General features: G+C 61.7%; 17 protein-coding genes. 8 read left to right on the top strand and 9 right to left on the bottom strand.

What is annotated here, in order from left to right:
- Positions 1-95: 95 nt before the first annotated feature.
- Both EI293_RS18140 and EI293_RS18135 read right to left on the bottom strand, forming a co-directional pair.
- Positions 96-1,586: a hypothetical protein gene (locus EI293_RS18140; RefSeq protein ID WP_125439971.1), complete on the bottom strand. Its 1,491-nt coding sequence runs from the start codon at positions 1,584-1,586 to the stop codon at positions 96-98.
- A 55-nt stretch (positions 1,587-1,641) separates the two neighbouring features.
- Positions 1,642-2,838: a thioredoxin family protein gene (locus tag EI293_RS18135; RefSeq protein WP_125439970.1), complete on the bottom strand. Its 1,197-nt coding sequence runs from the start codon at positions 2,836-2,838 to the stop codon at positions 1,642-1,644.
- Between the two features lie 110 nt (positions 2,839-2,948).
- Between EI293_RS18135 and EI293_RS18130 the strand changes: the two genes are divergently transcribed.
- From EI293_RS18130 to EI293_RS18115, 4 genes are all read left to right on the top strand, one after another.
- The gene (locus EI293_RS18130) at positions 2,949-4,832 is read left to right on the top strand and encodes an ABC transporter ATP-binding protein (protein WP_125439969.1); all 1,884 of its coding nucleotides are present in this window, start codon (positions 2,949-2,951) and stop codon (positions 4,830-4,832) included.
- 80 nt (positions 4,833-4,912) lie between these two features.
- Entirely contained in the window at positions 4,913-5,515 is a 603-nt protein-coding gene (locus EI293_RS18125) for a hypothetical protein (RefSeq protein ID WP_125439968.1), read from the top strand.
- Positions 5,516-5,547: 32 nt separating this feature from the next.
- Positions 5,548-6,012: a GNAT family N-acetyltransferase gene (locus EI293_RS18120; RefSeq protein ID WP_125439967.1), complete on the top strand. Its 465-nt coding sequence runs from the start codon at positions 5,548-5,550 to the stop codon at positions 6,010-6,012.
- A 138-nt stretch (positions 6,013-6,150) separates the two neighbouring features.
- Entirely contained in the window at positions 6,151-6,762 is a 612-nt protein-coding gene (locus EI293_RS18115) for a DUF4136 domain-containing protein (RefSeq protein ID WP_125439966.1), read from the top strand.
- 5 nt (positions 6,763-6,767) lie between these two features.
- Here EI293_RS18115 and EI293_RS18110 read toward each other — a convergent pair whose 3' ends face one another.
- The 4 genes from EI293_RS18110 to EI293_RS18095 all read right to left on the bottom strand — a co-directional run bounded on the left by EI293_RS18110 (position 6,768) and on the right by EI293_RS18095 (position 12,212).
- A complete protein-coding gene (locus tag EI293_RS18110) occupies positions 6,768-7,754 on the bottom strand; it encodes an XdhC family protein (protein WP_170170435.1) in 987 nt (328 codons plus the stop codon).
- A gap of 108 nt (positions 7,755-7,862) precedes the next feature.
- Complete coding sequence (locus EI293_RS18105) at positions 7,863-8,360, bottom strand: hypothetical protein (protein ID WP_125439964.1); 498 nt, start codon at positions 8,358-8,360, stop codon at positions 7,863-7,865.
- Positions 8,309-10,633: a xanthine dehydrogenase molybdopterin binding subunit gene (locus EI293_RS18100; RefSeq protein WP_125439963.1), complete on the bottom strand. Its 2,325-nt coding sequence runs from the start codon at positions 10,631-10,633 to the stop codon at positions 8,309-8,311. The genes EI293_RS18105 and EI293_RS18100 overlap by 52 nt, the downstream gene beginning before the upstream one ends.
- 115 nt (positions 10,634-10,748) lie before the next feature.
- Positions 10,749-12,212 carry an FAD binding domain-containing protein gene (locus EI293_RS18095; RefSeq protein WP_125439962.1) on the bottom strand — a complete coding sequence of 488 codons (1,464 nt, stop codon included), beginning with the start codon at positions 12,210-12,212 and terminating at the stop codon, positions 10,749-10,751.
- 382 nt (positions 12,213-12,594) lie between these two features.
- On the opposite strand from EI293_RS18095, the gene EI293_RS18090 reads away from it, so the two are divergent.
- From EI293_RS18090 to EI293_RS18080, 3 genes are all read left to right on the top strand, one after another.
- Positions 12,595-13,713 carry a fatty acid desaturase family protein gene (locus EI293_RS18090; protein WP_125439961.1) on the top strand — a complete coding sequence of 373 codons (1,119 nt, stop codon included), beginning with the start codon at positions 12,595-12,597 and terminating at the stop codon, positions 13,711-13,713.
- A 183-nt stretch (positions 13,714-13,896) separates the two neighbouring features.
- Positions 13,897-14,826, top strand: a complete 930-nt coding sequence (locus EI293_RS18085; RefSeq protein WP_125439960.1) for a hypothetical protein — start codon at positions 13,897-13,899, stop codon at positions 14,824-14,826.
- 96 nt (positions 14,827-14,922) lie between these two features.
- The gene (locus EI293_RS18080; RefSeq protein WP_125439959.1) at positions 14,923-15,987 is read left to right on the top strand and encodes an MJ1255/VC2487 family glycosyltransferase; all 1,065 of its coding nucleotides are present in this window, start codon (positions 14,923-14,925) and stop codon (positions 15,985-15,987) included.
- Here EI293_RS18080 and EI293_RS18075 read toward each other — a convergent pair.
- On the bottom strand, positions 15,984-16,574 hold the full coding sequence (locus tag EI293_RS18075; RefSeq protein ID WP_125439958.1) for an HD domain-containing protein: 591 nt from the start codon (positions 16,572-16,574) through the stop codon (positions 15,984-15,986). The two genes, EI293_RS18080 and EI293_RS18075, sit on opposite strands and share 4 nt — an antisense overlap.
- A gap of 177 nt (positions 16,575-16,751) precedes the next feature.
- Between EI293_RS18075 and EI293_RS18070 the strand changes: the two genes are divergently transcribed.
- On the top strand, positions 16,752-19,433 hold the full coding sequence (locus EI293_RS18070) for a cyclic nucleotide-binding domain-containing protein (RefSeq protein ID WP_125439957.1): 2,682 nt from the start codon (positions 16,752-16,754) through the stop codon (positions 19,431-19,433).
- Between the two features lie 232 nt (positions 19,434-19,665).
- On the opposite strand, the gene EI293_RS18065 is transcribed toward EI293_RS18070, so the two are convergent.
- On the bottom strand, positions 19,666-20,712 hold the full coding sequence (locus tag EI293_RS18065) for an adenylate/guanylate cyclase domain-containing protein (protein ID WP_125439956.1): 1,047 nt from the start codon (positions 20,710-20,712) through the stop codon (positions 19,666-19,668).
- Positions 20,702-21,097 (bottom strand): response regulator, encoded by a 396-nt coding sequence (locus tag EI293_RS18060; RefSeq protein ID WP_125439955.1) that lies wholly within the window; start codon positions 21,095-21,097, stop codon positions 20,702-20,704. The genes EI293_RS18065 and EI293_RS18060 overlap by 11 nt, the downstream gene beginning before the upstream one ends.
- Positions 21,098-21,201: the final 104 nt, after the last annotated feature.

Here is a 21,201-nt window from a genome sequence, read left to right as displayed (position 1 = left end):
CAAAGGTAACCCCCGAAACGGCCGGTTCTGTGGTGATTGATTGAATTGGTGATTTAGCGTCGCTCAGGCTGTCACTCAATCACCGTACGGCCCGCCTAAATATCGCCTTCCGGAGTTTCAGCGGCTACGGAGTCCAGGATTTCGCCGGGCCGGGCCTGCTGTTCCAAAGAGTCGGCAGTGATAATCTGCTCCTCGGCCGGCGTGAGCGGCCTGGTTTCAGCGGAATCGAGGGCCACGGTATCGGGCTGAATATCGAACAGGGTGGGGGCGGCGGCTTCCGCGTTATCGTCGGCGGGCTCGGCTGAAGCGTCGGTCTGCGCGGCGGCTGGCCGCTGGGTGCCCAGCCATGCCGGGAGCTGGGTTACGGCCCACAAACCGCCGCCCAACGCCGCAATGGAAGCCACCACCACCGCGCCGCGCTGCCACTGCAGCCGCCACGGTACCGGCGGATTGGCCGGCGCCGGGCGCGCGCCGGGTGGCCGGGTAGCCGTTGGCGCCGGATTGCCGCCAACGGCTCCCATGGTAGCTACCATCGGCCGGGCCTGTAGCTGCGCCAGCTGCTGGCCGAGCTGCTGAATACGGGCGTCCAGGGCCTGGTTGCGGGTTTCGGCCTCGGTGCGAGAGGCCTGAATGGCCGCCTGCAGCTGCTGTTTTTCCTGGGTTTCGGCTGCGAGACGGGCTTGCAAAGCGGCTACTTCGGCGGTGGCGGAGGGCGCCTGCGTGAGTTGGGCCCGGAGTTGGGCAATGCTCAGTTCCCGCTCCGCTTCGCGGGCTTCCATGTCGCGGCGCTGCTGCTGTAGCTCCTGGAGTACCTGCTGGCGCAGCTGCTCCAGCCGCTGCTTTTCCTCCTGGCTGGCAGCAACAGCGGCGGCCGGTACGATGCCGTAGGGCGGGTCGGCGGGCACATCCTCGGCCCCCAGCCAGCCCCAGAGCTGCCGGACTTTCTGCCCCCAAAAAGTGCTCGGAGCTTCTTTCGGGGTGCTTTCCTCCGCTTCAGCCTGAGGTGGCTCGGGACCATATTGTACCAGCGCCTCCGCCCACTCGGCCAGCGTGGCAACGGGCAGTTGCAGCCGCGTGGGCAACTGGGCCAGGCGGCGGGGCAATTGGGTCAACTGCGGTACCAGCTGAAACTGGTCGGTGGCGGGCAATAGGTCCAACTGATCCTCGACCTCCGCCGCGAAACCCACCGGCTGATCAAACACGAGCAGACCCGCCACGTCGGTTTCCCCGATGGACTGGGGCAGTTCCGGTTGCTGCGCCAGCCAGCCGGCCAGCGCGGCGCGTTGCCGCCGGAACTGGCGTAGTGGGTTGTCGTCGGGCTCGAAACCTGCCAGCGGCTGGCCTTCCAGCCACCAGGATTCGGTTTCCAGCACCGGAATGGAAAGCTGGCCGCCGCCCGCCGCCAGCAGAAGAACAACCGCTCCGCCCGGCTGCACCAGCACGGCGGGCAGCACCGTGCCGGCTACCGGCAGGTTGCCCAGCAGCACACCCTCGGTGCCGGCGGCCGTGAGGGTGGCCAGCGCGGCTTCATAGCGGGCTTGCAGGGCCGCATCGGAAAAAGGAGCGAACAGGATGCTGTGCAGCATAAGCGGAGAAACGACGGGTAGAACGGTAAAAGTACGTGCCCGCGCTCTAGATCAGCTACTGCTTCTGAGTCGGACTGGCCGGCAGCGTGGTCAGAAGTGCCTTAGCTTCATCACCTGTCTCGTGCTCCTGCTGGGCCTGTGTCAGAGCTTCCTGCGCAAACTGTCGGGCCTGAACAGGGCGGTGTGCTTGCTGGGCGAGCCGGGCTGCCAGTAGTAAACTCTCGTAGGTGCGCTCCTGTCGCAGTAGTATGGGTAGTACGTTCAGTATTTCTCCCAGCGCCTCCTGCTGTTTTTGCGGTCCTTGCTCTTTCCCGAAATGGTACAGGTAGGTGGCAGTTTTCCGGAGCGTGTACGAGTCTGGCTGCGGCAGCTGACTGTAGCGGCGCGTTGCCTGCGCGTACCGGAACCAATCGTGCCGACCTTCCCAGAAGTTGATGACGGCCGTTGCGTTAGCCCGCGCTGTATCCGTGAAGGCAGTATAAGCAAGGTGTCGTACCGATTTGAAATCTTCGTTTTGAGAGGAGGAGCCAGCTTGTCGCGCCCGACTTTCCAGGATTCGGTACGCACGCTTCTGCACGGCGGTGGCCGGGAAATAAGGCGTAAAATAAGCCTGATGCTGCACGACGAACTCGTCGGCCGGGGGAGTGTTCTGCTCGAAAATGTACCGTAGGGTTTTCTCCGATTTCAGTTGCTCCGCCGATTGAGTAACCAGATATTCCGTGAGCACTTGGGCCTGAGGCTTGTGGTGCTGGGTGGAATACTGTAGAGCCTGCCCGTAGCGGTACAGGAAATCGGGGGTGCGGTTGCCCGCCTCATACTGGTGCTGCAAGGCGTAGAAGGCCGTGCTTGGCTGGAACGCCGCCTGAGCATCCGCCAGGAAGGCAGCCGTTGGCTTCTCACCAGAGCTGCGGTGTAAGGGCTGTCCCGTACTATCAAAGTACAGATAGGTAGGGAATCCGACAATATCATAACGGCGGGCAAAGGCTGTATCGGCCGCCACGTTTACCTTGTAGGCCAGAAATGTAGCGTTGTAGTACGTGGCCGCCGCCTTGTCGCGGAACGTAGTCTGTTCCATCTTCTTGCAGTAACGACAGCCTGGAGCATACGCGTACACGAAAATGGGTTTATGCTCCTGCTTGGCCCGTTTCAGCACCGCTGGCCAGGCAGTCGAGTCGAAAGCAATGGTAGCTGGTTGGGCATAGCTCAAGAACGAGCATAGGAATAGTGCCAGGAAGGCGAATGCCGATTTCATAGTTTAGTATCTATTGGGTGTAATAATTTGCCGGAAGATACTACATCCGCCCGCCTGCCAAAACGGCCGTCCCCGCACTCCGGCCCGAAGTGTGCCGTATAGCTGCCCGTATGGCTCGTTCTGATTCGTTTTTCTCCACTATTTCCGCCAAAAAGCCCCGGCCCGACGGCAAACCCAGCCTTTCGGTAAAGGAGCGGTTTTCGGCACTCAAAAATCTGCCGGAGTTTCTGCGCCTGGTGTGGCAGACCAGCCCGGGGCTGACGCTGGGCAACGTGGCGCTGCGCCTGCTGCGGGCGGCTCTGCCGGTGGCTATGCTCTACGTAGCCCAATTGATTCTCGACGCGGTGGTGCAGCTCAGCCGGCAGCCGGCCCCGGAGCGGGTGCTGGCCCCGGTGCTCACGCTGGTGGCCCTAGAGTTCGGGCTGGCGGTGCTCTCGGATGCGCTGGGCCGGGGCGTGGCTCTGCTTGATTCGCTGCTCGGCGACCTGTTTGCCAACCAGACGTCCATCCGGCTGATGCAGCACGCGGCCGAGCTGGACCTCGACCAGTTCGAGGACAGCGCGTTTTACGACAAGCTGGAGCGGGCGCGTCGCCAGACACTTTCCCGCACCGTGCTCATGTCGCAGGTACTCAGCCAGGCCCAGGATTTCATTACGATGGGGTTTCTGGCCGTGGGGCTGGTGGCCTTCAACCCCTGGCTGCTGCTGCTGTTGCTGGTGGCCGTGGTGCCGGCGTTTCTGGGCGAGTCGCACTTCAATGAACGCAGCTACTCGCTGGTCCACGGCTGGACGCCCGAGCGGCGCGAGTTGGATTATCTGCGCCAGACCGGTGCCTCCGACGAAACGGCTAAGGAAGTCAAGATCTTCGGCCTCTCGGGGTTTCTCATCGACCGGTTTCGCACTTTGTCGGACGAGTTTTACCAGCAGAACAAAAGCCTGGTAATCAAGCGGGCCGGGTGGGGAACGTTCTTCGCGGCAGTGGGGGCGGCGGGCTATTACGCGGCCTACGTGTACATCCTCAGCCAGACGGTGCGCGGGCAGGTCAGCATTGGGCAGCTCACGTTTCTGGCCGGTTCTTTTGCCCGCATGCGGGGGCTGCTGGAAGGCATTCTGAGCCGCTTCAGCGCGGTGGCCGAGGGTGCCCTGTATTTGCAGGACTTTTTCGACTTCTTCCACCTGCAGCCCCGCATCGTACGTCAGGAGCTCACGGGAGAGCGGCCCATTCCTTTCCCCCGACCAATCAAACAGGGCTTCACCTTTGAGGGCGTAGGCTTCAAGTACCGCAACGCCGAGAAATGGGCTTTGCGCAACCTCAGCTTCGAGCTGCAGGCCGGCGAAAAGCTGGCCCTGGTGGGCGAAAATGGGGCTGGCAAAACCACCCTCGTCAAGCTGCTCTCCCGTCTCTACGACCCCACCGAGGGCCGTATTCTGCTCGATGGCCACGACCTGCGCGAGTACGACCCCCAGGAACTACGCCAGGAAATTGGGGTGATTTTCCAGGATTTCGTGCGCTTCCAGCTGCCGGCCGGCCAGAACCTGGCCGTGGGCCGCATCGAGGAAAAGGACAACCAGCCCCGCATCGAGCAGGCGGCCCAGCAAAGCCTCGCCGATTCGGTTATTGCCAAGCTACCCCAGGGCTATGAGCAGATGATTGGCCGCCGCTTCAACGGGGGGGTGGACCTGAGCGGGGGCGAGTGGCAGAAGATTGCCCTGGGCCGGGCCTACATGCGCGACGCCCAGCTGCTGATTCTCGACGAGCCTACCGCCGCCCTTGATGCCCGCGCCGAGTACGAGGTATTCCAGCGCTTCAAGGAACTGACCCGGGGAAAAACCGCCGTGCTCATTAGCCACCGCTTCAGCACCGTGCGCATGGCCGACCGGATTCTGGTCATCGAGAACGGGCAGTTCCAGGAAATCGGAAGCCACGAGCAGCTGCTGGCCCGCAGTGGCCGCTACGCCGAGCTGTTCCGGCTGCAGGCTGCCGGGTATCAGTAGAAAGATAACATAGCCGGTGTGCAACCAGGAGCCCGTGGCGCTTCTCTGGAAGAAGAACCCGCACGCAAACACTTACGGCTATGAAACGACTTCTGCTTTTTACTTCGCTGGTGCTGGGCCTGCCCGCCTGCGGTGACCTGTTGTGTGCCGATTCCTGCGGCTGCAACCCCACGCCCAAAGTAGGCAACTACGATATTACCGGTACTACCGTCACGGCCATTGCCAATGCCGGGAGCTCAGCCACGGTGCTGGCGGCGGCCGGGCCGGTTTCCCGCAGCGAGTTTGCCTTGCGCTTTGCCCTTGCTACCCGTATGGTGGCAGCTCATGAGCACCGGGCGGGGTGGGGTGCGGCCTACGCCTGCTCCCCGGTCGAGCCGAAGTTCACGGAGCTGGTCACGGCCATTACCGTTACCAGCAGCAGTGCGCTCGACGCCCGGCACCCGGCTGGCAGCTCGCTTAATGATCTGCTGAACGTGTATGAAATAGTGGGCAATCCGGTGGCCGACGGGCTGCTCAGCGACTATGTGCAGCGACGCGCACAACAACCCGCGCTGCTGCTGGAGCTGCGGCTGGCTACTCCGGCTGCCGCCAATACTGGCCCCCAGCAGTTTACCGTGGTGTATCAGCTCAGCAACGGTGAAACGTACACCGCCGAAACGGTTCCGTTGATGCTCACGCAGTAAGAAGGTAAGTTATTGAATGCTCCGAAAAACGCATGAATCTCACGTTTCACCTGCTACCTGATGTAGTGTCGGCGTCTGCCCAATACGGGTCAGTTATTGACATACTATCGGTCGCCCTGGAAACCCCGGCTGCCGGGCTGGAAGCCGACCTCTGCTACCAGCAGGCGCGCGGCCCGGTGCAGGTGTGGCTGGCGTACGAGGGTGAACGGCTCATTGGCTGCAAGCTGGGCTACGAGCGGAAGCCGGGCCACTACTACAGCTGGCTGGGCGGCGTGCATCCCGATTTTCGGAACCAAGGCATTGCCGCCGAGCTGATGCGCCGGCAGCACGCGTGGTGCCAGGCGCAGGACTACCGCGCCGTGCGCACCCACACCTACAACCGCTGGCGCGCCATGCTGCTGCTGAATCTGCGGCACGGCTTCGATATTATCGGGACTTTGCAGGGTGCCCACGGGCTGACTATCGTGCTGGAAAAAGAGCTGCCGCCAGCTACCTGAACCGGGCCTGTGAGCCGCCGCTCAATCTCTAGCTCAACAGGGCAAATCTTGTACGAATTATTTAAGTCGCAACCCAATCGAATAGCGCCGGTAGTTTCGTATTTTAGTGAGTACGACCTTCTTACTTCCCCAGCGCCTATGAAATGGTATGTTACTCTGCTGGCCGGCAGCGGCCTGTTGCTTTCCGGTTGCCTCATGTCCCGCGAGGCCCGCGTAGAATCTGATTATAGCTACGCCGGGCAGTTCCGGCGGTACCGGACGTACGAGTTCATCAGCGGCGACGGAATCAACTCCGACACCAGTCGGCTGGGCAAGGCCGTGCGGGATGCCATCCGGAGTCGGCTCAAAATTCAGGGCTACCGCTCCGCTGCCATCCGCCGCCGCCCCGATCTACTGGTGAATTTCCGGCTGTTTGAGGGCGACATGCGCTTTCGGGGTTACGCCCAGGACGATTTCAGCAAGTGGGTGAAAACGGGCTACAGCGAGGATGAGGAAACGCCCAACCAAGACCGCAAAGGCTACCAGCCGGTCCGGCTGATTCTGGCCGAAGGCACGCTGCTGGTCACGCTCATTGATAACAAAACCAACCGGGCCGTGTGGAACGGCTACGCCTCGGGCGTATCGGTACCGCCGGGGCCGCAGGGCGAAATTGTGCTGCGCCGTTCCGTGCGCTCCATTTTCGACCAGTACCACGTCTTTACCGAAGGTTACCTCAGCGGCCAGAACACCGCCAACGAAACTGACGAGTAACGTGGCTATGCGTTCCGCTCCCGAATCAGCTCGGCGGCAATACTGATGGCAATTTCCTCGGGCGTGCGGCTGTTGATGGGCAGCCCGATGGGAGCGTGTACGCGGCCCAGCAGCTCCTCGGAAACGCCCTCGGCGCGTAGTGTAACCAGCAGCTCGGCAATCTTGGCGGCACTGCCCATCACGCCCAGGTAGCGTACCGGATGGCGCAGTAAGGCGCGCAGGGCCACTAAATCGGAGCGGTAGCCAAACGTCATGAGAATAATATACTGATGGGGGCCGGTGGGAATTTCCTGCGGCAGGGCCTCGTAGCTGACCGTACGCTTGTGGTGGGCAAACGGGTTGAGCAAGTGCGTATTCAGGCCGGGCCGGTCATCCAGCACTGTCAGCTCAAATTCCAGCGAAGCCAACACCCGGGAAAGGGCAAGGGCCACGTGCCCGGCCCCCACAATGGTGGCGTGGTCCCGGAAACCCAGCCGTTCCGAGTACGCCCAGTCAGTTCCGGGCTGCCAGGCATAGCGAGGGGCGGCAGCGTTTTGGTCCTGTTGCAGCCGCAGCCCCTCGGAGGCCGATAACTGCAGCTGGCCGCTGCTATGCTCCCGCAGCAGCTGCTTGATGGCAACGATGACCGGCAGGTCGGTGACCCGCAATGGCTGCACCAGCACCCACTGCTCGCCCGAGCAGATCATGCCGGAGCGGTCAGCCGGAGCATCCTTGCGGTGAATCTGCTGGCGTAATACGGGCGTGGAAGTAGCGTCGCGCAGCAGGGCGCGGGCTACTTCCACAAACTTGTGTTCCATAATACCACCCCCAATGGAACCCGCCAGGCTGTTGGCCGTCACGCTCATTTTGAAGCCCTGCCGGCCGGGGCTGCTTCCCTCACTGGCCAGCACACACAGCAACGCCACCGGAATACCGGCGCGCAGATTGGCTGCCGCGTGTTGCCACACCAGCATATCGCGCGGAGCCGGTGGTGTGGCGTTCAGGATATCCACGGAAGGATAACTGGGAGAAGTAGAGGGTAGTACTTGTTTAGGCAATATATTGAATTTTATATATTTTTCCTGTATATACTATCCTTTTTTCAAGTGCCCGGGCGAGGATTACAGCCACGTAGCACTAAGCGCGTAGTACACCGCCATAATGCCCGAGAACAGCGCGCTGGCCACGAAGCGCCAGTCGGAAGTTACTTTGTTCTGGATGTAATAGTTCACAGCCAGGGCCACCGGAACATTCACCAGAAACGAGCGGCCTGCCAGCGGCAGCAGCGCCCAGGAAATCTGCTCGGCCTGGCCGCTGAATAGCCGCAGAAATATGTAGTGGCGCACAATCCAGAGTGGGTTGAAGTACACCTGCGAAAGGGCCGCCCGGAGCCACTGCCGGCCCAGGCCGCCGTTGCGGCGCTCGGGTACCTGCTGGTCAATCCAGCGGAAAAAGGCGGGAACTTCCAAGGAATAGAGCACGCCGCCCACCAGAGCCATGCCCAGCAGGCGCGTCCAGGAAAACTGGTGCAGTAAAAGGGCTGCCAGCGTGTCGCCGGCGGCGTAAATCAGGAATCCGCGGAGGTGGTTACGGAGGTTAAGGGAGTGGGTGAGTTCCAAGCGTCGGAGGGGGTGGTCGTAAAATGGGGGTGCAAATTTACGAGAACCTTTTCCGGCGTCATAGGAGCGGAGAAAGAAATAGCGGCCTGCGGGTTAAATGCCCGCACTGCGTCGCGCAAAGCAAAGTAGGCCCCGATGCCGTACATCAGCGGCGGCTCGCCCACGGCTTTGGAGCGGAACACGGCGCGCGGGTGGCCCGGTGTATCCAGAAAGTGCACATCCAGCACCTTGGGAGCCGAATACAGGTCCGGAATCTTGTAGGAGTTGAGGGAGTTGCTGAGCAACCGGCCCTCGTCGTTGAACACCAGCTCCTCCAGCGTCATCCAGCCGATGCCCTGCACCAGGCCGCCCTCAATCTGCCCCCGGTCGATGGCCGGGCTCATGCTTTGGCCGAAGTCGTGGGCAATCTGCACGGCTTCTACTTCATAGGTGCCCCGGCGGCAATCCACGCGCACGGTGGTCAGGGCCGTGCCGTACACGTGGTAAGCGAAGGGGTAGCCCTGGTTGGTGGTAGCGTCGAAATGCAGGTCGGGCGTGGCGTAGTGGGCGTTTTCCGTGAGGCTGATGCGCTGCCAGTAGGCCGCCGAAACGAGCTTCTCCCAGGTGGTATCGGCAGGCTTGCCGGCGGCCAGCACCTGCTCATTCTCGATGTGCAGGCCCTCGTAATCCAGGCTCAGCTCCGTAGAAGCCAACTGCAGCAGCCGCTCCCGCAGGGCCCGGCAGGCCAGCTCGGTGGCTTTGCCGTTGAGGTCGGCGGTGGCGGAGGCGGCTGAGGGGGAGGTATTGGCTACGCGGGTGGTGTTGGTGCTTTCCACCTTTACGCGGTGCACGGCAATACCCAGCGTCTGGGCCGCTACCTGAGCAATTTTGGTGTTCACGCCCTGGCCCATCTCCACGGCCCCGGTGCTCACGCCCACCGAGCCATCGGTGTAGATGTGGACCAGCGCCCGGGCCTGGTTCATGGCGGTTTTGGTGAAGGAAATGCCGAAGCAGATGGGCATTACGGCCAGGCCCTTCTTCTCCCAGCGGTGGGCGCGGTTGAACTCCGCCACCTCGCGCCGCCGGCCGGGTAGGTCAAACAGCTCGGCGGCCGTATCCCAGGCCTGCTCGGCGTGGCAGCCCTCGGTGGGCTGGCGGTACGGGAACAGGTTCCCTTCGCGCAGCAGGTTGCGGCGCTGAATATCGGTGGCGAGCACGCCCAGCCGCTCCGCCGCGCAGGCAATGGCCGACTCGATAACAAACATGCCCTGCGGCCCGCCAAAGCCCCGGAAGGCGGTGTTGGGCGGCAGATTGGTGCGGCAACTGTACGCCGTGGCCGTCACGTTCGGAATGAAGTACGTGTTGGTGCTGTGGAACAGGGTGCGCTCCAGTACGGCCGGCGACAAGTCGGCAGCGGCCCCGGCGTTCTGGTAGAACGTTGCCTCGTATGCCACAATCTTCAGGTCGGCATCCAACCCGATTTTGAAGTCAGAGGAGTAGGGGTGCCGCTTGCCGGTCATGCGCATATCGGCCATGCGGTCGAGCACCAGCTTCACCGGGCGCTGGGTCACGAAAGCCCCCAGCGCGGCCAGAGCGCCCCAGATGGTGGCCTGGTCCTCCTTACCACCGAAGCCGCCGCCCAAGCGCGTCACGTCCACTTCAATCTGGTGCATACCCATGCCCAGCACGTGGGCGGTGTGGCGCTGCACGGCCGTGGGGCCCTGGGTGGAGGAAATGATGCGTACCCCGCCCATTTCGGTAGAAAAGGCGTACGCACCCTGGGTTTCGATGTACAGATGCTCCTGCCCACCCGACTCGGCTACGCCCTCAAATACGTGCGCGCACCCGGCCCAGGCTTCGGCAGAGTCGCCGATGCGGAAGGTGCGGGGCGGCACAATCAGCTCGTTCTGGGCGGCGGCCACGCGCGGGTCGGTGATGATGGGCAAAGGTGCCACCGAGACGCGCACCAGGGCCAGGGCCGCGTGGGCCGCGTGTTCCGAATCGGCCAGCACCAGGGCCACTGGCTGCCCCCGGAAGTGGACGTGGCCCTCGGCCAGCAGCGGCTCATCGGGCACGATGCCGCCAATCTGGTTTTCGCCGGGAATATCTTGGGCCGTGATAATGCGCACCACGCCGGGCAAAAGCAGCGCCGTCGCCGCATCAATGCCCAGGAGCTTGCCGTGCGCCACCGGCGACTCCACCACGGCCGCGTATAGTGTGCCCTGCTGCACCAGCACGTCATCCAGATACTGAGATTCGCCGCGCACGTGGCGGATAGGGTCGAGGTGATTCACTTGGGTAGGAGGGTTTGAGGGTAGGAGGGTAAGAGTGTCATTCCGACGAAGGAGGAATCTGGGTGAGCCTTTCAACGATTCACCCAGATTCCTCCTTCGTCGGAATGACAGTTCTCTAGTCAGCCAGCAGGCCGGTTTCCACGAAATGCGCTTCCAGCAGCTGGTGCAGCAGCAGGCGCTTGTAGTGCTCAGTGCCGCGTACGTCGCTGATGGGGCTGATTTCCTGCTGGGCCAGCTGCTGGGCGTGGCGCACGGTTTCCAACGAAACCGACCGGCCCACCAGCCCGGCGGCCGTCTGGCGCAGCAGCAGCGGAATGGGTCCCACGCCGCCGGCCGACAGCCGGGCTTCCTGGATAACGCCGTTTCCCAGCCGCAGCCAGGCGGCGGTGTTCACGCTGGCAATATCCAGATGGGTACGCTTGGATACCTTCTCGAAGTTGAAGGCGTCGGTAGAAGCCGGAGCCCCGAACCGGATTTTGGTTACCTGCTCGTCGGCGGTTTTGGTGAGCTGTTTGTAACCCTGGTACAGCTCCGCCAGCGGCAGCGTGCGGCGCTGGCCGGCGGCCGTGGTAAGCTCAATTTCAGCCCCAAGGGCTAGGAACAGGATGGTCAGGTCGCCGATGGGGGAGGCGTTGATGAAGTTGCCGGCCACGGTGCCCATCTGGCGGATGGGCGTGCTGCTGACCAGCTTCAGGTACCGGGGTAGCTGCGGCAGCACCGCCAGCAATACTTCTGATTCCAGCAGTTGCTGGGCCGTGGTGGCGGCGCCCAGCACAATGGTGTTGCCCTCGCGCCGGATGCCGCGCAGGTGGCGTTGGTCGTATACCAGCTCCACATCTGTGGCCCGTAGCTTTTCTGGTTGCTGTACCAGCAAATCGGTGCCGCCACCCAGGATGTGGGCCCGCGCGGCGGCTGGGGCATCCAGTACCGGGGACGGAGCCGTGACGGGCGTGGTGGCTTCGGAGCCGCCGGTGGTGGCCGCCCGGGTGGCCTCGTGCAGGGCGGTGAGGCGGGCGGGCATATCGGCGAAATAGTGTGGCACGAAACCCTCGGCGGCCAGCCAGCTTACAGCGGCGGCAGCGGGCCGCTGCCGGAGTTGCTCGGTGAGGTGCTGGGCGGCGCGCTCCAGACTCTTGTAGCCGGTGCAGCGGCAGATGTTGCCATCAATGGAGGCCAGGGCCGAGGTGGGGGTACTGGGTTTTTCGCTGAGGGCGTGGCCGGTCAGGCTCATTACGAAGCCCACGGTGCAGAAGCCGCACTGCGAGCCGCCTTCCTGCACAATGGCCTGCTGCACCGGCGTGAGCGTGCCCCGGGCCGCGTTGATGCCCTCCACCGTAACCACGTGCTTGCCGTGGGCGTTGCCCAAGGGCGTGAGGCAGGAGGTCATGGCCTGGTACTGCACCGTTGCGCCGGCCGCGTCCAGCTCGCCCACCAGTACCGTGCATGCCCCGCAGTCCCCTTCGCGGCAGCCGATTTTGGTGCCTTTCAGGTGCTGGTTGTATCGTACGAAATCGAGCAAGGTGCTACCCGCCGGCTGGTCTGTGCGAATGAGCTGGTTATTGAGGTAAAACTGGAGCATACGAGAGTAAAAATGCAGAAGCGGAAAGGAAAGTTACGGGATTTTCGGGTTTCGACGTAACAATTTGGTAATGTCGGCAACCAGCGGCGGCCACCCAATCGGTCGGGAAAACCAGCAGCCGGTGGAAAATATATTATGTCGCTAATAAACAGGGGCAGATGGCTGTCAGACAACGTAATTGCCGCGCGTTGCCAAGCTGTAAACGGCGGCCGACGGCTACTTCTGTCCGGCCGCAACGAACTGAATGGAGTGGCTCCCGGTTGAGGTGCCACGGAGGTGCCGCTGGCGGCGTATGGCGCAATGCTGCTACCTTGCCGGCATTGAAACCCATCCGTGGACACGCGGACCGCGCTGCGGCACTGCACCATGTTATTTCATACGTATGGCCAAAACACTGAAATTCACGAATGTTCGCAAAACCACCTTTTTCGCCACGGTGCGCGAGCGGGTGGATGCCTACTTTGTAGCCGAGGGTATTTCGCGCCACGCCAACGGGGCCATGTGGGCCAAAACCATCTTCTTCCTGAGTGGCTACCTGGGCCTGTACCTGCTGATTCTCTCGAACCAGTTCGGGTTGCTGGCTATGGCCGGGCTGGCGGCCCTGATGGGCGCGTTTGCTGCTTTTATTGGCTTCAACGTGTGCCACGATGCGCTACACGGGGCGTTTTCGGCCAATAAAAACGTGAATAAGTGGCTGGGCATGGTCTTCAACCTGATTGGCGCCAGCCCTTACGTGTGGAACATCACTCACAACATTGTGCACCACACCTATACCAACATTGCCGGCCACGACGAAGACATTGAGGTAGCTCCGGGCCTGATCCGGCTGTCGGAGGAGGAGCCGGTGCGCTGGATTCAGCGGTTTCAGCACTGGTACGCGTTTCCGGTGTACGGGCTGGCTTCCCTCTCTTGGGTGCTGCGCAAGGATTACGTGAAGTTTTTCCAGGGCAAAATCGGGGAGCACGTCACTAAGCATCCGCGCCGCGAGTATGTGAATCTGTTTCTGTATAAAGCCGTGTATTACGCCCTGTTTATTATACTGCCGCTGGTGGTACTGGATATTACGTGGTGGCAGTTTGCGCTGGGCTTCGTCTGGATGCACTTCGTGGAAGGGCTGGTGCTGGGCCTCGTGTTTCAGCTGGCCCACGTGGTAGAAGGCACCGCTTTCCCGCTGCCCGATGAGCAGGGCGATATGCGTGAGGCCTGGGCGGTGCATCAGATGCGTACCACGGCCAACTTTTCGCCCGACAGCAAGCTGGCCAGCTTCCTGTGTGGCGGCCTGAACCGGCAGGTGGAGCACCACTTGTTTCCGAAGGTCTGCCACATTCACTACCCAGCCCTGGCCCCCATCCTGCGGCAGACGGCCCTGGAGTTCGGGGTGCCCTACATCGAGAACAAGACGTTTTTCGGAGCGTTACAGTCGCATTACCGGATGCTGCGCCAGATGGGTCCCGAGGCCTACCGGCAGGCCCGCACGGAGCGGGTGGCGGTGGCTGCCTAGCGGCGTAAGCATCAGCACTTCACACAAAAGCGCAGCTGGGCAAGATGTCCCGGCTGCGCTTTTGCATGATGGGAGGATGAGGGCCAGTTGTAAAAAAACAGCGCCAGAGTTACGGGGGAGTTGGCTACTTTCGGCCCGGTTTTGGCCTTGGCCGGCCGCTGTAACTCCCCTTTTGTGCTTCGTATGACTGCTTTTTCTTCGTTTCGTGCCGCGTTGAGCCTGTTGGCCGGGGCCGGCCTGTTATTTTCGGCCTCGTGCACCGCGCCGCGGGCCATTGTAAGTACCGGCAAGGTTACGCCGCGCGGCGAGTTCCGGGTGGGTGGCAACATGGCTTTTAACGTGTCCACCGAAACCATTGGTAAAACCGGCTCGGCCCTGCTGGACGCGGCCAAATCAGCAGCTAACAAAGACACCATCCGCTATAACCAGAGCATTGAGAACATCCAAGTGGCGGCCCTGGCCTACGTGCTCGACCCGGTACGGCCGACCTCCGATATCTACGTGCGTTACGGCGTAATTGATCGGCTCGATGTGGGCTACAAGTACGGTTTCGGATCCCACGTTTTCGATGCCATGTACCAGTTCCTGGGGCCGACGGGCACGGTGGAAAACCCTGGCACGCGACAGGCCGGGGCCACCTACGGCAGCATCGGGCTGCAGTTTGCCACCCAGCGGGCCAAGCTGCCCAGCGTGCCGTTCCTGAGCAACGTGACGGATTTCCTGAACTTCCGGGCCAGCCGCCAGGATATTCTGATTCCGCTGGTATTCAGCAAATCGCTCGGGGTAGAGGAGGAAATTGGGGCCATTTCCTACGGGGTGGTGTACGCGCACAGCTTCTTTAAATACGGCTTCCAGCCCCAGAACCTCTACAACGGCGCGGGCAGCTCCTTGCTACCGTCGTTGCCCACGGCCCGAAAGAATTTCAGCTCGTTTGGGGCGTTCTTCAACGCGAAGCTGGGGTACAAATACGCCTACTTTATCCCGGCCCTGTCGGTGTACTACCAGAACTACGGCGAGTACCAGCTGCTCAACAACCGCACGGCCAAGCTCAGCGGCCTCACCTTTATTCCCAGCCTGGGCCTACAATTCCGCATTCCCGGCGGGAGGAAGTAATGAACAGTGAGCAATGAGTCGTTGGCGCTAATTGCTTACTGTCTCATTATTCACTGCTAACTGTTCATTACTCATTACAAACTGCTCATTGCTGGTATGAATATTTTATACGGAGTGCCCGGCGAAGGGCTGGGGCACGCGACGCGCAGCAAGGTGATAATCGGGCACTTGCTCAGCCAGGGGCATGAGGTGTGCGTGGTGAGCAGTTCCCGGGCCTACCAGATGCTGGCCGCCAACTTCCCCGGGCGCGTCCACGAAATTCGGGGTTTTCACTTGGCCTATAAGGGCCTCACGGTATCGAAGGCGCGTACGGCGGGCCTGACGTTGCGCTCGGCCCCGGAGAATCTGCGGGTGAACTTCCGCAAGTACCGGGAGCTGCTCTGCGACTTCGAGCCAGAGGTGGTGATTTCCGATTTCGAGTCGTTTAGCTTCCTGTTTGCCAAGTGGAAAGGGCTACCGGTTATCAGCATCGATAACATGCAGATTATCAGTCGGGCGGCGCTGGATGTGCCGGTGCCGACGACGGAGCGCGGCAACCTTACGCTGGCTCGCCAGATTGTGCGTGCCAAACTGCCCGGCAGTCAGCACTACTTCATCAGTACCTTCTTTCCGCTGCCGCTCCTCAAGGAGCGCACTACGCTGGTGCCGCCCATTCTGCGGCCCGAGGTGCTGGCTCTGCGCCCCACGCGCGGCGCGCACGTACTGGTGTATCAGTCGGCCACCACGCAGAAGGACCTGGTGACGCAGCTGCAACTGCTGCCGGGGCAGGAGTTTCGGGTGTACGGTTTCAACAAGGAGGAAAACCACGGCAACGTGCAGCTGCGGGCCTTCAGTGAGGCTGGCTTTCTGGCCGACTTAGCTAGTGCCCGGGCGGTTGTCACTAATGGTGGCTTCTCACTCATCAGCGAAGCGGTGTACCTGCGTAAACCGGTGTGCGCGGTGCCCATTCCGGCCCAGTTCGAGCAGTTCCTCAACGCCGCCGAAATCGAGAAGCTGGGCTACGGCCGCCACTTCCCCACCATCACTCCAGATAACCTTAAAGCCTTCCTCTACGATCTTTCCGGTTTCGAAACCGCGCTGCAAGGGTACACGCAACAGGGCAACGACGAGCTATTCGCGGCGTTGGATGCGGTGCTGGCTGGTTTGGTCGTGGCGCGCTAAAGCCGCGCCAGCTGCTCCCACACTTCGGCCAGGTGGGTCTGTTTTCCGGCTTCACGGCGGGTAGTGGCGGTGGGCGTCCAGTAGTGGTGGCTGCTCAAGAAGTCAACCTGTAGTCGTAACCAGGCTTCCTCGCCTGCTAGTAAGTTGCGCACCGTCAACTCCTCGTACAGGGTGGCACTGATGCGCCAGAAATCGGGGCGGCCGAGGTAATCCAGGTCGGCGTCGCAGAGGATTTGGGCCAGCCGGAGCGGTCCGGGGCTTTGGGGCATCCGGGTAGCCATAATGAGCTGACAGATCAACTCTACGTGGGCCGGCTCGTATCCAAAGCCGGGCAGTACCTGGCGCGCCAGCGCGCAGCCGGCAGCTTCGTGTCCCTGGTACGTTGTCAGGAAACCGGCGTCGTGGTAATGAGCGGCAGTACGGAGCAGCGCCAGTTCAGTATCGTCGGAAACGCCTTCGGCCAGCGCCAGGGAATGGGCCTGTTCAACCACATCGAGGGTGTGATGCAGGCCGTGGTAGAACAGGGTAGGAGTAAGGTGCTGGCGGAGCTGGTCGAGGACGTAGGTTTCGGCGCGAAGGCAATCCATGAGGAGCAAACGAGGCTTAGAAGGCGTAAGTAGCGGAAAAATCCGGCATCATGCCGCTGTTGGCTCCTATCTTGCACCTGTGGTAGTGCTTAGTGTCCGGTGCCCGGTACTTAGGTAAACAGGCAGAAGCTACTCCTATCAGCTGTACGCTGCCACTTAAGCATTAAGCATTACACAATGACATTACTTGCGCGTTGGCAGCAACTGCTGGGCATTCGACCCGAAGAGGGGCGTACGGTAGGGCTGTTCTTTCTGCACAACTTTCTGCTGGGCATCGGCACCATTCTGGTGTACGTAGCGGCCAACGTGATTCTGCTTGAAAACCAGCCGGAGCGCAACCTGCCGCTGGCCTACGGCGTGGCCGCGCTGGCCATGGTAGTGGCCGGCCAGGTGTACGCGCATTACGAGCACCATTTGGGCCTGCAGCGGGTGGCCGTGCGGGTGCTGCTGGCCGTGGTGGTCCTGATGGCGGTGATTGGGGTGCTGGTGGCTGTGGGCCATTCAGTGTGGGCCGCCGTGGCCATCATGACGGGCTACCGCGTTATCTACCTGCTTACCAACCTGGAGTTCTGGGGCGTGTCGGCGGTGGTGTTTGATGTGCGTCAAGGTCGACGGTTGTTCAGTGTCATCAGCTCCGGTGATATGCCGGCCAAGGCCCTGGGCGCCGTATTGGCGTTGTTAGTGCATCATCATGCGGAGCTGCTGTGGCTGCTGCTGCTGGCTTTCGGGGCCTATGTGGGGGCGTTGCTGGTGCTGCGTACTACCGGCCGGGAGCATCTGGTGGAAGCGCGTTCCGGCGGCCGGGCCGCCCGGCCGCAGGCCGTGGCGGAGCCGCTACAACGCTGGTTCGGCAGCAGCCGCTTGGTACTAAGCATGTGCCTGAGTATGCTGTCTATTGCGGCCGTGACTACCGGCGTGGAGTATTCGTTTTTTGTCAACGTCAAGCAGCAGTTTCACGACCAGGCGCTGGTGATGCGCTACGTGAGCACCGTGCTGGCCCTCACCTATCTGGTGGCGCTGGTGGTGAAGCTGGTGGTGACCGGTAAGCTGCTCGACGTGCTGGGCGTACGGACCATTCTGCTGGTCTTGCCGGCCCTGGTGCTTCTGGGGCTGGGGCTATTCAGCCAGCATAGTAGCTGGGGGCCGGGGGGCATCATGCTCTATTTCTGCGCCTTGTTCCTGACAATGGAAATCCTGCGCCGCGCCTTCTTCGACCCGGTGTTTCTGGTGCTGTTCCAGCCGCTGCCCGCGGCCGAGCGGTTGCAGGCACACACCCTCTCGAAGGGCGTGTATGAGCCGCTGGGAATGGGCCTGGCTGGTCTGTTGCTGCTGGTGCCGCACTTCTGGCCCACGCTGGGTACCGGCTTTACCTTCGGGTGGATGGCGGTGCTGATAACCGGGGCAATTTTCATGCTTTACCGCACTTATGGGCATTACCTCGGTGAGCTGCACCACGCCGTGAGCCGCCGGTTTGCCCTGCCCGATGAACTGCCCGCCACCGGGCAACCCGCCCGCAACAGCGCAGCGTCGGAGGCGGAAACAGAAGCGTTGGTGGCAGCATTAGCCGATAGGACCACGCGGGCCGCTGCCTTCACGCAACTGCAGCAGCTGGGGCCGGCCGCATTACCGGTGTTGGTGCATACGCTGCAGCACAGCACCGATGCTACCGTAATTCGGCGCGTGACGCAGTTATGCGGCCATCTGCCCGCTGCCCATAGCCGCGCCGCGCTGGTGGCGCTGGCGCAGCGGCCCGAGTTGCAGCAGCGCGAAGATGCTTTGCGTGCCCTCCGCAACTTCGCCCCGGAACCAGCCGACGCCTCGGTTTTTCAGGTATTGGTGCAGCAGGAACTGCAGCTGGCCCGCGAACTACTGCACGGGCAAGCTACCACGGCAAATCAACTCATGCAGGATGCCCTGGCCTACGAGCTGACGCGGGTGCAGCAGCGCCTGTTTGGGGTGTTGCAGCAGCTCTACGCGCCCCAGGCCATTGCCGACGCGCAGCGCAGCGTGGCGCATGCCACCCGGGAGCGGCAGGCCAATGCCCTCGAAATCCTGGATAACATCATTCCGCGCCCCATCTATCAAGGTCTCCAGACGCTGCTGGAAGTGGGCACACCTGCCGCCAAAGCGGCCCGCTTCGACCGGCTGCTGCCGGCTGCTACCACGCCCGGACCTATTGTGGCCACCATTGTGGAACGCGGCGAAACGGCCTTTTCCGACTGGACGGTGAGTCTGGCTCTGCGCCACTGGCCGGCCGCCGAGTCGCGTTTTGCTCTGCTTTGGCCTCACCTGCGTAGTACCAGCCCACTGGTGCGGGAAAGTGCCCTGGCGGTGCTGGCCCAGTGGGCCGAAACCCGGCCGGCGGCCTACCAGGCGGCCTTTGCGCAAGAACCTTCCCTGCCCGATTTGCTTATGAGCCATTCCGCCGCTACTGCCCACGTTTCTGCCGCCGACCGGGTGGCTATTCTCCAGCGCACCGCGCTGTTTGCCGCCACGCCCGCCAACGTCCTCAGCAGCATCGTGCCCATCATGAAGGAGGTGAATTTTGGCGCCGGAGAGCCAATTTTTGCCAAGGGTGACCTGGGTACTTCTCTCTTTATCCTGTCGGATGGAGAAGTGGGCATTTTTACCGGTTCGCAGTTGCTGGCTACCTTCCGTCCCGGCGACTTTTTTGGGGAGCTGGCTCTACTCGATGCCGAGCCGCGGTCAGCTACGGCTGTGGCCCAAAGTTCCGTTGTAGCCTTCCGCCTCGACCAGGATGATTTTTACGATGTGATGGAGGAGCGGAGCGAAGTGCTGCGCAATATTCTGCGCGTCCTCTGCCAGCGTCTGCGCAAGCAGAACGAAGCGGGGAAGTAGAGGGAGTCGAAGGGGAAAAGTCAAAGCTCCTGTCATTGCGAGCAGCGCGAAGTAATCCTCCCTTCACGATGCGCAGGCTTACTAAATGCAGAAAGCCCCTGACGCCAGAACCAAGCGTCAGGGGCTTTTGAGTAGGTGAGCGTTTTGCGCTTCAAAAAGAAAGGATGGCTTCGCGCTGCTCGCAATGGCGGCGCGAAGCCTCTTCACAACTTCACTCTTCACAGGTTCACCCCTACGCTACCACCTCGTAGATCATCATGGGCTGGGCCTTGTTCTTGAGGGTTACCTCGTGGAGCGGGCGGCACTGAAACGACTCTTTTACCCGCTCGTAGGTAGATTCCGTGATGATAATCTGGCCGGGCTGGGCTACGGACTGCAGCCGCTGGCTCACGTTCACATTGTCGCCGATGACGGTGTAGTCAAGACGCTTGAGGGAGGCCGAGCCAATGTTGCCCGACACCATTTCGCCGGTGTTGATGCCGATGCTGACCAGCGGCTGGTAGGGCCGGCCGTCGGGCAATACGTCCTCGTTGGCCTGCACCACGGCGCGCATGGCCAGGGCCGCGTCCACGGCCCGGTCGAGGTGGTACTCGCCCCGGAACACGGCCATCACCGCGTCGCCCATAAACTTGTCGATGTAGCCGCCCTGCGCAATAACCTCCTTCACCATCTGGTCGAAGTAGCGGTTGAGCATGGTGACAATATCGGCGGGCGGCAGCACTTCGGAGAGAGACGTGAAGCCGCAGATGTCGATGAAAACCACTGAGGCATCTACCGTTTCAGAGGCCATCAGCGTATTTTCGAACTCCGGCCGACCCACAAAGTTGAGCACGGTTTCATCCACGTACATGCGCAGGATGTTGTTTTCCTGGATGGCCCGCAGGGTTTCGCGCAGCTGCTGCACGTGCTGGGCGGTTTTGTCCATCGTCAGCTCCAGGTCCAGGAAGTCCACGGGCTTGGTCACGAAATCGAAAGCCCCCCGGTTCATCGCCGTGCGGATGTTTTGCATGTCGCCGTAGGCCGATACCATTACGGTTTTGAGGACCGGATTGGCTTCCTGCAGCTTGCTGAGCAGCGTGAGGCCATCCATCACCGGCATATTAATGTCGGAAAGGATGATGTCGAGGTCGGGGTGCTGCTGCAGCGTGTTCAGGGCCTCCTGCCCGTTGCTGGCAAACACGAACTCGTACACACTTTCCCGGATCTTACGCCGAAACTTCTGCTTGATGAGCAGCTCCAGGTCTGCCTCATCATCAACTACCAGAATCTTAGTTTTCATGCTCGGTGAGGTGCAGTAGTTTTTCCTTGAGCGCCGCAAAATCCACGGGCTTTGAGAGGAAGTCGTTGGCGCCCAGAGCCAGGGCCTGCTGGCGGCTGTCGTCGTCGCCGTAAGCGGTAATCATCATTACCTGCGGCGGGGAAGGCGGCGGCGCGCCATATTCCTGTCGGATGTGGCGCAGCAGCTCCAGTCCGCTCATACCGGGCATGTTGATGTCAGACAGGATCAGGACTACTTCGGAGGCGTGGCCGTGCAGGTAATCCAGCGCCTCCTCACCCGAGTAGGCAAATGAAAAGGTAAATAGCCCGTTGCGGATTTCACGCCGGAACCGTTGCTCAAACAGCGTCCGCACGTCCTGCTCGTCATCAACTACCAGTATTTTCATGGGGCTAAAGGTACGGGGTGGACAGGAGGAATCGGGGGAAAAAACGGCCGTGAATGCAAGGCCAAAAGAACATCATTCCGAGCGCAACAAGGAATGATGTTCTG

It is taken from the genome of Hymenobacter perfusus (assembly GCF_003944765.1).
GTDB lineage: Bacteria > Bacteroidota > Bacteroidia > Cytophagales > Hymenobacteraceae > Hymenobacter > Hymenobacter perfusus.
Note: the sequence above shows the minus strand (reverse complement) of the source record. Positions and strands in the feature narration are given on the sequence as shown.

Coding starts and splice junctions, on each gene's coding strand:
- EI293_RS18140 (WP_125439971.1), bottom strand. CDS start 1,586: ATGCTGCACAGCATCCTGTTCGCTCCTTTTTCCGATGCGGCCCTGCAA.
- EI293_RS18135 (WP_125439970.1), bottom strand. CDS start 2,838: ATGAAATCGGCATTCGCCTTCCTGGCACTATTCCTATGCTCGTTCTTG.
- EI293_RS18130 (WP_125439969.1), top strand. CDS start 2,949: ATGGCTCGTTCTGATTCGTTTTTCTCCACTATTTCCGCCAAAAAGCCC.
- EI293_RS18125 (WP_125439968.1), top strand. CDS start 4,913: ATGAAACGACTTCTGCTTTTTACTTCGCTGGTGCTGGGCCTGCCCGCC.
- EI293_RS18120 (WP_125439967.1), top strand. CDS start 5,548: ATGAATCTCACGTTTCACCTGCTACCTGATGTAGTGTCGGCGTCTGCC.
- EI293_RS18115 (WP_125439966.1), top strand. CDS start 6,151: ATGAAATGGTATGTTACTCTGCTGGCCGGCAGCGGCCTGTTGCTTTCC.
- EI293_RS18095 (WP_125439962.1), bottom strand. CDS start 12,212: ATGCTCCAGTTTTACCTCAATAACCAGCTCATTCGCACAGACCAGCCG.
- EI293_RS18090 (WP_125439961.1), top strand. CDS start 12,595: ATGGCCAAAACACTGAAATTCACGAATGTTCGCAAAACCACCTTTTTC.
- EI293_RS18085 (WP_125439960.1), top strand. CDS start 13,897: ATGACTGCTTTTTCTTCGTTTCGTGCCGCGTTGAGCCTGTTGGCCGGG.
- EI293_RS18080 (WP_125439959.1), top strand. CDS start 14,923: ATGAATATTTTATACGGAGTGCCCGGCGAAGGGCTGGGGCACGCGACG.
- EI293_RS18075 (WP_125439958.1), bottom strand. CDS start 16,574: ATGGATTGCCTTCGCGCCGAAACCTACGTCCTCGACCAGCTCCGCCAG.
- EI293_RS18070 (WP_125439957.1), top strand. CDS start 16,752: ATGACATTACTTGCGCGTTGGCAGCAACTGCTGGGCATTCGACCCGAA.
- EI293_RS18065 (WP_125439956.1), bottom strand. CDS start 20,712: ATGAAAACTAAGATTCTGGTAGTTGATGATGAGGCAGACCTGGAGCTG.
- EI293_RS18060 (WP_125439955.1), bottom strand. CDS start 21,097: ATGAAAATACTGGTAGTTGATGACGAGCAGGACGTGCGGACGCTGTTT.